At 36.0% G+C, this 16,805-nt stretch carries 7 protein-coding genes; 4 read left to right on the plus strand and 3 right to left on the minus strand.

The window, feature by feature from the left end; genetic code table 11:
- Positions 1-143 precede the first annotated feature (143 nt).
- The 4 genes from LNP22_RS17375 to LNP22_RS17390 all read left to right on the plus strand — a co-directional run bounded on the left by LNP22_RS17375 (position 144) and on the right by LNP22_RS17390 (position 5,076).
- Entirely contained in the window at positions 144-1,382 is a 1,239-nt protein-coding gene (locus LNP22_RS17375; RefSeq protein ID WP_319616491.1) for an MATE family efflux transporter, read from the plus strand.
- 10 nt (positions 1,383-1,392) lie between these two features.
- A complete protein-coding gene (locus LNP22_RS17380) occupies positions 1,393-2,559 on the plus strand; it encodes a glycosyltransferase (protein ID WP_229974579.1) in 1,167 nt (388 codons plus the stop codon).
- Between the two features lie 16 nt (positions 2,560-2,575).
- Positions 2,576-3,748: a response regulator gene (locus LNP22_RS17385; protein ID WP_229974580.1), complete on the plus strand. Its 1,173-nt coding sequence runs from the start codon at positions 2,576-2,578 to the stop codon at positions 3,746-3,748.
- Between the two features lie 131 nt (positions 3,749-3,879).
- Positions 3,880-5,076, plus strand: a complete 1,197-nt coding sequence (locus tag LNP22_RS17390) for an IS256 family transposase (RefSeq protein WP_229974581.1) — start codon at positions 3,880-3,882, stop codon at positions 5,074-5,076.
- 210 nt (positions 5,077-5,286) lie between these two features.
- Here the strand turns inward: LNP22_RS17390 and LNP22_RS17395 are convergent, their stop codons facing one another.
- From LNP22_RS17395 to LNP22_RS17405, 3 genes are read right to left on the minus strand one after another with little or no spacing between them, the layout of a single operon-like run.
- A complete protein-coding gene (locus tag LNP22_RS17395) occupies positions 5,287-7,227 on the minus strand; it encodes an OmpA family protein (RefSeq protein WP_229974582.1) in 1,941 nt (646 codons plus the stop codon).
- Positions 7,228-7,229: 2 nt separating this feature from the next.
- Positions 7,230-8,141 (minus strand): PorP/SprF family type IX secretion system membrane protein, encoded by a 912-nt coding sequence (locus LNP22_RS17400; protein WP_229974583.1) that lies wholly within the window; start codon positions 8,139-8,141, stop codon positions 7,230-7,232.
- A gap of 58 nt (positions 8,142-8,199) precedes the next feature.
- Entirely contained in the window at positions 8,200-16,416 is an 8,217-nt protein-coding gene (locus tag LNP22_RS17405; RefSeq protein WP_229974584.1) for a choice-of-anchor L domain-containing protein, read from the minus strand.
- Positions 16,417-16,805: the final 389 nt, after the last annotated feature.

Consider the following 16,805-nt stretch of genomic DNA (forward strand, 5'->3'; position numbering starts at 1 on the left):
TAGTTAATTGTTGCCGAAAAGGAATTTATCTAATAAATTCCTTTTCATTTTTGTTAAAGTTTTCTTATTTTTCTTATATTTGTTTATAAGAATAAGCTTTTTAAAATTTCATCATACAATTTTTTTAATACCACACACTTGAATTGAATATTAAAAATACTTATAAAAAAATCACTGCGGAGAATTTTTTTATGCTTACAATTTTATTTGTAAATGCAGGCAATTATTTGTACAATCTACTATTAGGAAGGATACTTGGTCCTTCTGGGTTTGCTGACGCTGCGATTTTAATAACTTTACTCTTAGTATTGTCTTTTGTTGGAATGACATTTCAGGTTACTACTGCTAAATATGCAGTTTTGCTAGAAGGAACTCAATTGCATATCTTTTTAAAATTTATTTTTAGGTACGCATTACTGTTTGGTGTATTGTTTGGGTGTATTGTACTATTATTCAGCCATCAATTGCAAGAAATTTTTAAAACCAAAACCTCACTAATGTTCATTTTGTTTGGTTTAGGACTTCCAATGTATTTTATTATGAGTATTAATAGAGGTTTATATCAGGGCAAAAACGATCTGAGAAATTTGTCAAAAACCTACTATTTTGAAATGTTATGTCGTTTGATTTTAACACTTTTGTTACTCTACCTTTTACCTAAAATTCAATCTTCTATTATCATCGCACTAGGGATTTTAATTTCTTTTGCTTTTGGTTTGATTCCTTTTCAAAAAATAATTAACAGTAAAAACAAACAAACCCTAAGTGACAATTTAGACACAAAATCCATTATTACATTTTTTGCTTTAACAGCCTTCTATGAATTAACGCAAATCATCATTAACAATAGTGATATTATGTTGGTTAAACATTATTTTGATAATGAAAAAGCGGGTTTATATGCTTCTTTAGCATTAATAGGCAGGGTGGTATATTTTGTCGCTTGGATGTTTGTAATGCTCCTTTTACCTAAAGTAATACAGTTAAAAAAAGAAGGAGCAGATACACTTCCGATTCTGTTAAAATATGTTTTATATATTGCTTGCTTGTCTACAATAATTGTTTTAAGTGCACTCTTATTTCCCGAAATTGTAGTACGGTTAATGTTTGGCGAGAAATACCTGCCCATTGCTTTCTTGTTGTGGAAATACGCATTGGCAACTTCAATTTTTGCCATTTCAAATATTTTTGCTTACTATTTTCTTTCCATAAATAAGTATGTACCTGTGATAATATCAGCCTTTCTTGGACTTGCACAAATAATTCTAATAATCCTTTATCATAATTCACTGGAACAGGTTGTTGTGATGCAAATCATCGCAATGGTGGTATTATTATTATTTCAATTGGTTTTTTTCTTTTTTAATCACAATAAAAAGTAATATTTTAAATATGAAAGTAGCTGTAGTCACTGCATTTCCGCCAAGTAAAGTTACACTAAATGAATATGGTTATCATTTGGTAAAAAACTTTGTTCAAAACTCAGAAGTATCCGAATTAATTTTATTATCCGATAAAACATCTGAAGCGAAACAATTAGACTTTGACCAAAAAGAAAAGGTAAAAGTAAAAGAATGTTGGAGATTTAACAGTTACACCACTATTTTTTCTGTTCTTAATGCAGTTCGAGAAGAACAACCAGATGTGATTTTGTTTAATCTTCAGTTTGTAAAATTTGGAGACAAAAAAGTACCTTCTGCCTTGGGATTATTGTTACCCATGATTTTGAGATTTTTTGGATACAAAACAGTGGTTTTATTACACAACATTTTAGAACAAGTTGATCTAGAAAAAGCGGGATTTACAGAGAGTAAATTCATGCAGAAGATCTATAATTTTATTGGAACTAACATTACCAGATGCATTTTGAAAGCCAATAAAGTTGCAGTAACTATTCATAAATATGTGGATGTTTTAAATGCTAAATACCATACCAAAAATGTAATGCTAATACCACATGGGACATTCGAATCAGTCAAAAATCCTAATTTTGAAATTAAATCTGGCCCTAAACAAATTATGGCTTTTGGGAAATTTGGAACCTACAAAAAAGTGGAAATTTTAATTGAAGCAGTCGAAATTGTTAGAAAAACAAATCCAGAAAAATTAGAAGTCGTAATTGCTGGAACAGATAGTCCAAACACACCTGGATATTTAGATGGAGTACAAGAAAAATACAAAAACGTTGACGGAATAATTTTTACCGGCTATGTCGAAGAAAATGATGTAGAACGAATTTTTACTAATAGTACAATTGTGGTGTTTCCTTATACCTCTACTACTGGTAGTTCTGGAGTATTGCATCAAGCAGGAAGCTACGGCAAAGCAGTTATAATGCCTGATTTGGGCGATTTGACTTTGCTCATAAAAGATGAGGGATATAAAGGAGAATTTTTCAATCCGGAAAGTGCTGATTCTTTAGCTATGGCAATTGATAAAATTATCTCAAATGATGCCTATCGAAAAGAATTAGCTATTGCCAATTTTAACGCTGCAAGTGCCCTTTCAATGGACAAAATTATAATGATGTATATAGAATGTTTTAAATCAATACAATAAACTTAAATGTAATATTATGAAAATACTAATAGTAGATGATCAGCAATTGGTGTTGTTGTCTTTAGAAAAAATGTTAAGTGGTTTAGGATATGAAGTTGTAAGTACAGATAATATAATAGATGCCATTACCAAATATGACAGTGAAAAACCAAATTTAGTTATTGTCGACATTAATATGTCTAATCTTTCTAATACAGAATCTATAAATGAGCATGCGTCTGGTCTAGAAGTAGTCAAGCATATTAAGCAAATCAAAAAAGACAATACACCTGTAATGGTTTTATCTGGTAACACTGATGAAGAAGTCATTATAAAAGGTTTTGATTTGGGAATTGATGATTACATGAAGAAACCTTTGAGCTTAAGCGAAATTGGCGCAAGAGTAAAAAGATTAATAGGCTCTACTATCGAAAAAAATGTTACGGAAAAACCCAATTCGAAAGAGCGATACATCCAAAACAAATGTATTGGAGTTGTTATTCCTTGTTATAACGAGGAGACACGTTTGTCTAGTGATGAATTTAAGTCTTTTGTACATAAAAATTTAGGGTACCATTTGTGCTTTGTAAACGATGGAAGTAAAGACAATACATTGGGCGTATTGCATGAACTAACAAAAGGAAAAGAAGAATATATTAGCGTATATGATTGCGAGAAAAATGGTGGAAAAGCTGAAGCTGTCCGTCTGGGAATGTTACACTTGGCCAAGCAAAATCAATTTGATTACATCGGTTTTTTAGACGCCGATTTATCCACCAATTTTGATGATTTTCAAGATTTGGCAGATACTATTTATAACTCTAAATACAAATTAGTTTTTGGTTCTAGAATTTCAAGAATGGGAGCTGACATCACCAAACAATCTGCAAGAGCTATCATTAGCAAAACGATAAATTACATCATCAGAAAAATTCTTGGAATGGAAATTAATGATACACAATGTGGCGCCAAAATAATGACAAGAGAAATCATAGAAAAAACTTTTAACGAAAAATTCATAACAAAATGGGTTTTTGACGTAGAGATTTTTATGCGAATGAAAAAAATATATGGCTCTGCAAAAACTCAGGACTTAATTTTAGAAAAACCTTTAAATAGATGGATTCACATGGATGGCTCTAAATTATCATTTAAAGATTCTATAAAAATTATTGGTCAAATTGGCCAGATTGCACTCCATTATAGATAAAAAACTATACTCAATCATAAATTACAGGCCATATTAAAAAAGGTAGTGTCTCACTAACTGTGTAAGTTAAAAAATGATGGGGTTTAAAATCACCCATCATTTTTTTTTAACTTTAACTTTTACACAGTCTTATGAAAAAAGAAGATTTATTATCAGATGAATTTTTAAAACAATTCAAAACAGGCGAAGACCTAAATGGTTTTCTTGCTCAATTACAAAAACGAGGGATAGAAGCTATTTTATCAGGAGAGTTAGATTCTCATCTAGGTTATGAGAAACACGAAAAGACGCCTTCAACTAATTCTCGTAATGGTTTTTCCAATAAGAAGATAAAAACTTCATTTGGAGAATCAGACATTCAGGTTCCAAGGGACAGAGAATCTTCTTTTAATCCCATGATTATTCCAAAACGTCAAAATATGGTTGATGGATTAGAGAATGTAATTATTTCTCTTTATGCCAAAGGAATGACCGTTAGTGATATTGAAGAACAAATAAGAGAAGTCTATAAATTTGATATCTCAACCTCCACTATTTCTAGAATTACTGAATCTGTTTCTAATGATGTAATAGCTTGGCAAAATCGCCCACTAGAAGCTGTTTATTTAATTGTTTGGATGGACGGGATTGTATTTAAAGTTCGAGAAAACTCTAAGGTCATTAACAAAACTATTTATTTAGCTGTAGGCCTGAATCGAGATGGAAAAAAAGAAGTTTTAGGTATGTGGCTGGGCAAGAATGAAAGTTCCAGTTTTTGGTTGGGAGTTTTAACCGATTTAAAAGCCAGAGGTGTTGAAGATATATTAATTACTGCTACAGATAACCTAAACGGCTTTACTCAAACCATTAAAAATGTATTTCCTGAATCACAGACTCAAATCTGTGTAGTGCACCAAATACGCAACTCAGCGCGTTATGTAGTGTGGAAAGATAAGAAGGAATTCTCTAAAGATATGAAGCAGATTTATGATGCTCCAACCAAACAGGCTGCCAGGGCTTCTCTTGAAGATTTTGCTAATAAATGGAATAGTAAATATCCATATGCTGTAAAATCATGGCAAGACAATTGGGAAGAGCTTACCGTATTCTTTGACTTCCCCGTTGAGATTAGAAAAATAATTTATACCACTAATCTAATCGAAAATCTAAACGGTAAGATTAGAAAATACACCAAAAATAAATTATCATTCCCAACCGATGAAGCAGTTTTAAAATCTGTATATTTGGCTTTAAGAGAAGCTACCAAAAAATGGACAATGCCAATCCATAATTGGGGATTAATACTCAATCAGTTCTTAACTATATTTGAAAAAAGGGTTCAACTTTAATTAAAAAGTCAAACCCCATTATTTTTAAACTTACACACTTTTTAGGACAGTGTCTTAAAAAAATATTACAACTACTGCCTAAGTTCAATCTTATCAATATTCATTAGTAGGGGGAGCTATTTCAAGCTAAAAAAAAACCAAAGAGCTAATTTCATTTCAAGCTCTTTGGTTATTAATACTATTAATTATCAATTATTTCTACTATTTTTTTTATTTAATTGAAAGCACGACGAACTCACTTCTTCTGTTTATCTTATGCTCTTCTTCTGAACATTTCACATTATCCGAACATTGATTTACCAACTGGCTCTCGCCATATCCTCTACCCGAGATTCTTTGATTAGAAATCCCTCTTTTTACAAACCATTCTATTGTTGCTTTAGCTCTTTTGTTTGATAAAATCAAATTGTAATTTTTATTTTCTCTACTATCTGTATGAGAGCGGACATCTATTTTCATTTTAGGATATTGCTTCATTACGGCTAAAACTTTCTCTAACTCGAATTTAGCTTCGGGTGTAATAAATGACTGGTTTAAATCAAAATAAATAAGTGGAATATCTAATGTTTTAGCTAAATCGGTTCCGACTTCTATTTTTTTAATCTGTTTTTCTAATTTAACGTCAAGTTCATATTTCTCTTTTGATGATCCAATTTTGATCTCACTTTCGTGTGTTTCAAAGTCTTGTTTTAAAACTCTTATATAATAATTTTTATTGCAAGTAACTTCAAATGTATACCTTCCCTCTTTATCCGTTACAACTTCTAAAATTTGTTGAAAATTAGAATCAAGCAAAATTACCTTCGCATCACTCAATGTCAGATTCGTTTGAGAATCTACGACTACTCCTGATAATTTTTTATTGCAATCTAATCTTCTTGTTTCGGTAAATTTGTAGATATCATCACTGCCAATTCCGCCAGATTTATTTGAAGAGAAAAATCCTTTTCTACTCGCAGGATCTATTATAAAAGAAAAATCATCAAATTTTGTATTAACTGGTTCTCCAATATTCTGCACATCACCAAAACCTGCATCGTCTTTTATCTTTGCCACAAAAATATCTAGACCTCCTAATCCTGGACGACCATCACTTGCAAAGTATAGTTCATTATCTCCCGAAATAAAAGGAAAAGTTTCTCTTCCTTCAGTATTAATAACTGGCCCCAAATTTTCTGGCTTTCCAAATGTACCGCCATTATTAATGGTAACACTATATAAATCAGATTGTCCCTGACCTCCTGGCATATCTGAGGCAAAAAATAATTTCTTTTCATCAACACTTAAAGCTGGATGCGCAATACTATATTGATCGCTATTAAAAGGCAATTCTACAACATTTATCCATTTATCATTTACAAGTTCTGCTTTGTATAGTTTTAGTAGCGTAACTTTTTTATCATCCTTACCTCTTTTTCCTGCTAAAAAGTTATTTCTGGTAAAATACATTGTATTTCCGTCTTTAGTAAAAACTGGAGTCGATTCATTAAACTTTGAATTAATCTTTTTATCAAGTTGTATAGGAGATTCAAGACTTCCGTCTGATTTAACTACTGCCGTATATAAATTTGTAAAAGATCTATTTGTCCATCTAAATGTATTTTTACTTAATCTAGCTGTATCTCTTGCAGAAGCAAATACTAATTTTCCATCAAGCATGGTGGTTCCATAATCGGATTCAGTTGAATTAATTCCTGCATCAGCGATTTCAAATCTGCCGGAATTTAATTTAATTTGTTCGAGGTAATTTTTATTATTTTCAAACAAGACACCTCTACTGTCAGTCTTGATTTTTTCATTGAAGATATCCAACATCTTATCTGCTTCTGAATAATCTCCAACAGATTTAAGAGTTTGCGCATAGCGATAATAATACTCCGGATCTTGCTGATTATTTAACAAGAATAATTCGTCGTACCACTTTAGCGCTTTTGTTAATTCAGCATTAAAATAATAAGCATTTCCCAATCTTTGAAAAATTTTCTCCTCTCTATAACCCGCTTCTGCTAACTTTTCATAAATAGCAATTGCATCTATGTAAGCATATTTGTTATAATCTCTGTCTGCTCTACTTAATACAGCCTCCTGAGCATTAGTATTAAAAAATAAAAATGACAAAAAGATGCTGTATATTAATTTTTTAATTTTCATAACTAAAAGAATCTAGGTGAAGTTATACGACTGTATTTGTTTAAAAATTCAAAGCGAAAGAAAATCTCATGCGATCCTGAATTGTAATTTACCAACTTGGTTGTTTCGCGATCATACGCATAACCAATATATAAACCATCAGTAACTTGAAATCCAGCCATTGCACTTATAGAAGCGCTCCATCTATAAGCGGCTCCTAATACAAATTTTTCATTAAACATAAAATTGGCTGAAATATCTACTTGTAGTGGCGAACCAGCTACCATTTTTGCTAACAAAGCAGGTTTAAATTTTATCATTTCATAACGATCTAAATTAAAAACGTATCCTGAAATAAAGTAATAGCTAATTTTGTCTTTGAAAATAGCAATATTATTATCGTTATAACGATCGGTTTCAATAAAATTTGGTACAGAAAGACCAACATATGCCTTATCAGAATGCCAATAGATTCCAGCGCCAATATTTGGTCTAAACTTATTAGCAAAATCCTGAAATTGAGGATCTCCTTGATTTTCTGGAGATAGTTTGGTAGGATCAAGATTAAATATATTTGCTGTTCCTTTTATACCGAAAGAAAGTTTAGCATCTGCAGATGTTTGAATAGAATAAGACAAATCAACAGATAAGTTATTTTCAGTAGTTGGGCCTATTTTATCATTGATTAACGAAACACCAAGTCCTAAATTGCTATTATTTAATGGCGTATTTACCGAAAAACTACTTGTTTTTGGTGCTCCCTCTAATCCAACCCATTGGGTACGATATAAACCAAAAATACTCAGTACTCCACGTGATCCCGCATAAGCAGGATTCACATTAATGGTATTGTACATGTATTGTGTAAATTGTGCATCCTGCTGTGCAAAGCTTGCAGTTGAACAAAACAGTAAAACTAGAATTAACTTTTTCATTTTTTTCATTTTTAATAACAGCTCAAACTTCAACAAGCCATTTAATTAGCATAGAATATTATTTGGTCAAGTACAAATAACCCGCTTCCTGATGAGGATTAGATTGATGGTCTTTATATTTTATGATATAATAATATGTTCCCTCTGGTAATCCATTTGATTCTTTAATGGTAACACGTCCTTCTGAAATTCCTCTAAAGGCAACATCGGTATTATTGTAATGATCTCTTTCAAAAACCAATACACCCCAACGATTATAAATTTGAACTGTGTTGTCAGGATAACATTCTATTCCTTGTATATAGAATCTTTCGTTCATGCTATCTCCATTTATTGAAACGGCATTAAAAATTTTGATTACACATCCGCTTAATAATAAGACTGTTGGATTATCACCTAGATTATTTATGTTATCTGACTTATCCTCAACTTTAATTCCACTTAGAGTACTACCCATTACACTAGCCTGATTACTAACACTTCCAATATTAATATCATTTTGCGTGATGCTATATTGAGCACTAAAAGAAACTTCATCCGTATCATTTACATCCAAATCGATTGGACTTCCTGACATAATAATACCAGGTAATGGATCTGAAACAGTAATATTGTGTAAAAGAATATTTCCAGTATTAGTAACCTTGAAGTTATAAGTTATTGTTTCTCCAGCATCTGCATTTCCATTACTATTTTCATCATTAAATACCGCTGTCTTAATTATGGCAATTGATGGAACTTCAACAAAAACAAGAACCTTAGCCGTACTACAATTAGATGAATTCAATTTATCGCAAATCTCATACATTAACATATAGTTACCTCCTGTTGTATTTGGTGCTACTGTTATTGTTCCGTTTGCATTTAAGCTAAAACCTTTTGGCATTTCTCCAACAACTTGTAAATTAAAATCCAATACATTTACAAATTTTCCATTTTGCAAATCATTCTCAAATACTGTTTGCGTAATGCCCCCAGTAATACCATTAATTGGACTAGTTGTAAAATCATCTTCAATAGCATTCAAAGAAGATTGTCCTACACTAATAATTGATGATACCGTACTGCAATTAGATGTATTGGTTACCTCACAGATCGTGTAGCTCACGGTATAATTTCCTGCTGGGGTATTGGCGGCAATGCTAAGAGTACCGTCTGTATTTAAAGTCAATCCTGATGGAACACTCACCCCTGTTAGGGTTACTTCTCCCGCATTAGTGCCAATCACAACTGGATTGCCATTCAAAGTATCATTGGCGGTCAAGGCTGGTGTAGTACCGCCTGTATTACCGTTAATTGGAGTTGTAGTCTCTGTGATCGCGGCAATGCTCGCGGCAGTCACTGCAACGGTGCTTGATACCGTACTGCAATTAGATGTATTGGTTACCTCACAGATCGTGTAGCTCACGGTATAATTTCCTGCTGGGGTATTGGCGGCAATGCTAAGAGTACCGTCTGCATTTAAAGTCAATCCTGATGGAACACTCACCCCTGTTAGGGTTACTTCTCCTGCATTAGTGCCAATCACAACTGGATTGCCATTCAAAGTATCATTGGCGGTCAAAGCTGGTGTAGTACCGCCTGTATTACCATTGATTGGAGTTGTAGTCTCTGTGATGGCGGCAATACTCGCGGCATTCACCACAATAGTGCTGGATACCGTACTGCAATTAGAAGTATTGGTTACCTCACAGATCGTGTAGCTCACGGTATAATTTCCTGCTGGAGTATTAGCGGCAATGCTAAGAGTACCGTCTGCATTTAAAGTCAATCCTGATGGAACACTCACCCCTGTTAGGGTTACTTCTCCTGCATTAGTACCAATCACAACTGGATTGCCATTCAAAGTATCATTGGCGGTCAAGGCTGGTGTAGTACCGCCTGTGTTGCCATTAATTGGAGTTGTAGTCTCTGTGATCGCGGCAATGCTCGCGGCAGTCACTGCAACGGTGCTGGATACCGTACTGCAATTAGATGCATTGGTTACCTCACAGATCGTATAGCTCACAGTATAATTTCCTGCTGGAGTATTGGCGGCAATGCTAAGAGTACCGTCTGCATTTAAAGTCAATCCTGATGGAACACTCACCCCTGTTAGGGTTACTTCTCCTGCATTAGTGCCAATCACAACCGGATTGCCATTCAAAGTATCATTGGCGGTCAAAGCTGGTGTAGTACCGCCTGTGTTGCCGTTAATTGGAGTTGTAGTCTCTGTGATCGCGGCAATGCTCGCTGGAGTCACTGCAATGGTACTTGATACCGTACTGCAATTAGATGCATTGGTTACCTCACAGATCGTGTAGCTCACGGTATAATTTCCTGCTGGGGTATTAGCGGCAATGCTAAGAGTACCGTCTGCATTTAAAGTCAATCCTGATGGAACACTCACCCCTGTTAGGGTTACTTCTCCTGCATTAGTGCCAATCACAACTGGATTGCCATTCAAAGTATCATTGGCGGTCAAGGCTGGTGTAGTACCGCCTGTATTACCGTTAATTGGAGTTGTAGTCTCTGTGATCGCGGCAATGCTCGCGGCACTCACCACAATAATGCTGGATACCGTACTGCAATTAGATGTATTGGTTACCTCACAGATCGTATAGCTCACGGTATAATTTCCTGCTGGGGTATTGGCGGCAATGCTAAGAGTACCGTCTGCATTTAAAGTCAATCCTGATGGAACACTCACCCCTGTTAGGGTTACTTCTCCTGCATTAGTGCCAATCACAACTGGATTGCCATTCAAAGTATCATTGGCGGTCAAGGCTGGTGTAGTACCGCCTGTATTACCGTTAATTGGAGTTGTAGTCTCTGTGATCGCGGCAATGCTCGCGGCACTCACCACAATAATGCTGGATACCGTACTGCAATTAGATGTATTGGTTACCTCACAGATCGTATAGCTCACGGTATAATTTCCTGCTGGGGTATTGGCGGCAATGCTAAGAGTACCGTCTGCATTTAAAGTCAATCCTGATGGAACACTCACCCCTGTTAGGGTTACTTCTCCTGCATTAGTGCCAATCACAACTGGATTGCCATTCAAAGTATCATTGGCGGTCAAGGCTGGTGTAGTACCGCCTGTATTACCGTTAATTGGAGTTGTAGTCTCTGTGATCGCGGCAATGCTCGCTGGAGTCACCACCACAATACTTGATACCGTACTGCAATTAGATGCATTGGTTACCTCACAGATCGTATAGCTCACAGTATAATTTCCTGCTGGAGTATTAGCGGCAATGCTAAGAGTACCGTCTGCATTTAAAGTCAATCCTGATGGAACACTCACCCCTGTTAGGGTTACTTCTCCCGCATTAGTGCCAATCACAACTGGATTGCCATTCAAAGTATCATTGGCGGTCAAGGCTGGTGTAGTACCGCCTGTATTACCGTTAATTGGAGTTGTAGTCTCTGTGATCGCGGCAATGCTCGCGGCACTCACCACAATAATGCTGGATACCGTACTGCAATTAGATGTATTGGTTACCTCACAGATCGTATAGCTCACGGTATAATTTCCTGCTGGGGTATTGGCGGCAATGCTAAGAGTACCGTCTGCATTTAAAGTCAATCCTGATGGAACACTCACCCCTGTTAGGGTTACTTCTCCTGCATTAGTGCCAATCACAACTGGATTGCCATTCAAAGTATCATTGGCGGTCAAGGCTGGTGTAGTACCGCCTGTGTTGCCATTGATTGGAGTTGTAGTCTCTGTGATCGCGGCAATGCTCGCTGGAGTCACCACCACAATACTTGATACCGTACTGCAATTAGATGCATTGGTTACCTCACAGATCGTATAGCTCACAGTATAATTTCCTGCTGGAGTATTAGCGGCAATGCTAAGAGTACCGTCTGCATTTAAAGTCAATCCTGATGGAACACTCACCCCTGTTAGGGTTACTTCTCCTGCATTAGTGCCAATCACAACTGGATTGCCATTCAAAGTATCATTGGCGGTCAAGGCTGGTGTAGTACCGCCTGTATTGCCATTAATTGGAGTTGTAGTCTCTGTGATCGCGGCAATTATATTTATAGGTGTTGGAGTAACACTAGAGGTATTATTACCTGGTGTAGGATCGGCTTCATTAGCAGCAATACTCGCGCTATTGGTATACGTTCCTGTGGCATTTACTGTTGCAATAATAGACAAAGTAGCATTCGATCCATTGGCTAAAGTACCAATAGACCAGATACCTGTTCCACTTGTGTAGGTTCCTGTAGCTGTGCTAGCACTTACAAAAGTATAACCAGAAGGTAAAATATCTGTTACACTTACTCCTGTGGCTGCACTTGGTCCTGCATTAGTAGCCGTTAAGGTAAAAGTAACATTACTACCAACATTTGGATTAGCAGCATTTATCGTTTTTGTGATACCAACATTAGATTGGGCAACCGGTGTTGGAGTAACACTAGAGGTATTATTACCCGGTGTAGGATCAGCTTCATTAGCAGCAATACTTGCGCTATTGGTATACGTTCCTGAGGCATTTACTGTTGCAATAATAGACAAAGTAGCATTCGATCCATTGGCTAAAGTACCAATGGCCCAGATACCTGTTCCACTTGTGTAGGTTCCTGCAGCTGTGCTAGCACTTACAAAAGTATAACCAGAAGGTAAAATGTCTGTTACACTCACTCCTGTGGCTGCACTTGGTCCTGCATTAGTAGCCGTTAAGGTAAAAGTAACATTACTACCAACATTTGGATTAGCAGTATCTATAGTTTTTATGATACCCACATTAGATTGAGCAACTGGTGTTGGAGTAACACTAGAAGTGTTATTGCCCGGTGTAGGATCGGCTTCATTAGCAGCAATACTCGCGCTATTGGTATACGTTCCTGTGGCATTTACTGTTGCAATAATAGACAAAGTAGCATTCGATCCATTGGCTAAAGTACCAATAGACCAGATACCTGTTCCACTTGTGTAGGTTCCTGTAGCTGTGCTAGCACTTACAAAAGTATAACCAGAAGGTAAAATGTCTGTTACACTCACTCCTGCGGCTGCACTTGGTCCTGCATTAGTAGCCGTTAAGGTAAAAGTAACATTACTACCAACATTTGGATTAGCAGTATCTATAGTTTTTGTGATACCCACATTAGATTGTGCAACCGGTGTTGGAGTAACACTAGAGGTATTATTACCTGGTGTAGGATCGGCTTCATTAGCAGCAATACTCGCGCTATTGGTATACGTTCCTGTGGCATTTACTGTTGCAATAATAGACAAAGTAGCATTCGATCCATTGGCTAAAGTACCAATAGACCAGATACCTGTTCCACTTGTGTAGGTTCCTGTAGCTGTGCTAGCACTTACAAAAGTATAACCAGAAGGTAAAATATCTGTTACACTTACTCCTGTGGCTGCACTTGGTCCTGCATTAGTAGCCGTTAAGGTAAAAGTAACATTACTACCAACATTTGGATTAGCAGCATTTATCGTTTTTGTGATACCAACATTAGATTGGGCAACCGGTGTTGGAGTAACACTAGAGGTATTATTACCCGGTGTAGGATCAGCTTCATTAGCAGCAATACTTGCGCTATTGGTATACGTTCCTGAGGCATTTACTGTTGCAATAATAGACAAAGTAGCATTCGATCCATTGGCTAAAGTACCAATGGCCCAGATACCTGTTCCACTTGTGTAGGTTCCTGCAGCTGTGCTAGCACTTACAAAAGTATAACCAGAAGGTAAAATGTCTGTTACACTCACTCCTGTGGCTGCACTTGGTCCTGCATTAGTAGCCGTTAAGGTAAAAGTAACATTACTACCAACATTTGGATTAGCAGTATCTATAGTTTTTATGATACCCACATTAGATTGAGCAACTGGTGTTGGAGTAACACTAGAAGTGTTATTGCCCGGTGTAGGATCGGCTTCATTAGCAGCAATACTCGCGCTATTGGTATACGTTCCTGTGGCATTTACTGTTGCAATAATAGACAAAGTAGCATTCGATCCATTGGCTAAAGTACCAATAGACCAGATACCTGTTCCACTTGTGTAGGTTCCTGTAGCTGTGCTAGCACTTACAAAAGTATAACCAGAAGGTAAAATGTCTGTTACACTCACTCCTGCGGCTGCACTTGGTCCTGCATTAGTAGCCGTTAAGGTAAAAGTAACATTACTACCAACATTTGGATTAGCAGTATCTATAGTTTTTGTGATACCCACATTAGATTGTGCAACCGGTGTTGGAGTAACACTAGAGGTATTATTGCCTGGTGTAGGATCAGTTTCATTAGCAGCAATACTTGCGCTATTGGTATACGTTCCTGAGGCATTTACTGTTGCAATAATAGACAAAGTAGCATTCGATCCATTGGCTAAAGTACCAATGGCCCAGATACCTGTTCCACTTGTGTAGGTTCCTGCAGCTGTGCTAGCACTTACAAAAGTATAACCAGAAGGTAAAATGTCTGTTACACTCACTCCTGTGGCTGCACTTGGTCCTGCATTAGTAGCCGTTAAGGTAAAAGTAACATTACTACCAACATTTGGATTAGCAGTATCTATAGTTTTTGTGATACCAACATTAGATTGAGCAACTGGTGTTGGAGTAACACTAGAAGTGTTATTGCCCGGTGTAGGATCGGCTTCATTAGCAGCAATACTCGCGCTATTGGTATACGTTCCTGTGGCATTTACTGTTGCAATAATAGACAAAGTAGCATTCGATCCATTGGCTAAAGTACCAATAGACCAGATACCTGTTCCACTTGTGTAGGTTCCTGTAGCTGTGCTAGCACTTACAAAAGTATAACCAGAAGGTAAAATGTCTGCTACACTTACTCCTGTTGCTGCACTTGGTCCTGCATTAGTAGCCGTTAAGGTAAAAGTAACATTACTACCAACATTTGGATTAGCAGTATTTATCGTTTTTGTGATACCAACATTAGATTGGGCAACCGGTGTTGGAGTAACACTAGAGGTATTATTACCCGATGTAGGATCGGTAATGTCTGTAGATGATATAGAAGCACTATTTGAATAAGAACCTGTAGCATTTACGGCGGCAGTAATTTGTAAAGTTGGTGAAGAGGCTACATTTAATAAACCGATATCCCAAACTCCTGTCGAAGAATTGTATGTACCAACACTTGGAGTAGCAGAAATAAAAGTATAACCTGATGGCAACATATCGGTAACTATAGTGCTTGGCGCATTACTAGGACCTGCATTGCTCGCTGTAAGTGTAAAAACAACATTGCTTCCCACATTTGGGCTTGCGTTGTTGACAGTTTTAGAAATAGAAAGATCTGAAGATGTGATGCCTTGTATTTGATCTAAAAAAACTCCAGAATCCAACAATGCATCACCAGCATCAGCAATTACAATTTTAAAAGTATAAGTACCCCCAGGAGTTAAACCTTTAATGGATTTTTTTATCGCTCTTGTTAAACCATTATGCTCTGTAAAAACAGGAAAAGGCCCAGGTTGAGGCGCAACATTCTGGTTGTATTTACCTCCAGTAACAGTTGTAATATGACCATTATTAATATACAAAGCAGATTGAGAACCATCGTATGCAGCAACAGGAGTTGCAGGTGAACTGAATCCAGGAGTACCCGCATTTACCTTATTGATTGATGTGGCACTACCATTTGGTAATGTTGCGAAATTCTGAACTCCAGTAATACCAGGTCCAGAAACAAAAAAACCAAAAGCATCATCAAAATTAGAACCTACATAATCTGGATATTCTTCTGATCCAAATTGATAGCTAAAAAGTAGCCCCGAAACATTTGCTGCTAAAGTTATCGAAAAAGAATACGATACTAAGTCGCGTGTTGCAGTAGCATCAATTGTAGATAAGTTAGGATCTGATACTGTTGTAGCTCCTGCAGGGTTAGAACTTCTTTGAATAGCCGTATTTCTATTTGCTAATTCGAAAGGAGCACTTCCTGTAGTAAAATAAGCCCCACTAGCTATGCTTAAACCAGCACCACTGACACCATTCGAAAAAGTAGCAACTTGATTGGCACGCAATGTAGCAGCAGCTGCACCTCCAGATAATGTTCCTCCTACAATTACTATTCCACTCCCATTTATAGCAGTATTTATCTGCAAATTTGAGGGATTTGTTGTAATGGTGGCTTGACCATAAACAAAAGATGAAGTATTACAAAGTAAAATTATCATCATAAAATAAGTAAAGAAATTAAATTGAATTTTCTTACTGAAGCTCGTTGATAATTTAATCAATAATAAGTGTAAAATCACAACTAAACCTTTATTTGCAGAATTGATGGGAGTAAAATTCTTCATGTTATGTAATTTTTTAATTAGAATCTTTAAAATTAATTTAAGAGATAAATCGCATTGGTTTTTAAAAAGTGATAGCTAATAATCAATCTCAAAGACTCATCTAGCAGCTGTATTTTTAAAATACTGATCGGTTAAACCTCTTATTCAAAATCAAAATTATCCCAATTCTTTATGAGCGATAAACCATTTTCGTCAACTCATTAACAAGTCAAGACAAATCACCAAAAAGTAACGATAAACGGTTTTGAGTTTAGTGGATATTTAGACCAAAAAAGAAGAAAACATAAATTTATTTTATGGTGATAGTTAGGTTTTAACTTATAAAGAATTACAGCAAATGAAATAGTAACATCTCTTAGATTCACTCATAATTAGCTGTTAATAAGAAA

Origin of the sequence: Flavobacterium flavipigmentatum, assembly GCF_020911905.1 — a bacterium.
Taxonomy (GTDB): domain Bacteria; phylum Bacteroidota; class Bacteroidia; order Flavobacteriales; family Flavobacteriaceae; genus Flavobacterium; species Flavobacterium flavipigmentatum.

Bases quoted from the DNA above. Each gene is read 5' to 3' on its own strand.
- LNP22_RS17385 (WP_229974580.1), top strand. From the start codon at position 2,576: ATGAAAATACTAATAGTAGATGATCAGCAATTGGTGTTGTTGTCTTTA.
- LNP22_RS17390 (WP_229974581.1), top strand. From the start codon at position 3,880: ATGAAAAAAGAAGATTTATTATCAGATGAATTTTTAAAACAATTCAAA.
- LNP22_RS17395 (WP_229974582.1), bottom strand. From the start codon at position 7,227: ATGAAAATTAAAAAATTAATATACAGCATCTTTTTGTCATTTTTATTT.
- LNP22_RS17405 (WP_229974584.1), bottom strand. From the start codon at position 16,416: ATGAAGAATTTTACTCCCATCAATTCTGCAAATAAAGGTTTAGTTGTG.
- LNP22_RS17400 (WP_229974583.1), bottom strand. From the start codon at position 8,141: ATGAAAAAGTTAATTCTAGTTTTACTGTTTTGTTCAACTGCAAGCTTT.
- LNP22_RS17380 (WP_229974579.1), top strand. From the start codon at position 1,393: ATGAAAGTAGCTGTAGTCACTGCATTTCCGCCAAGTAAAGTTACACTA.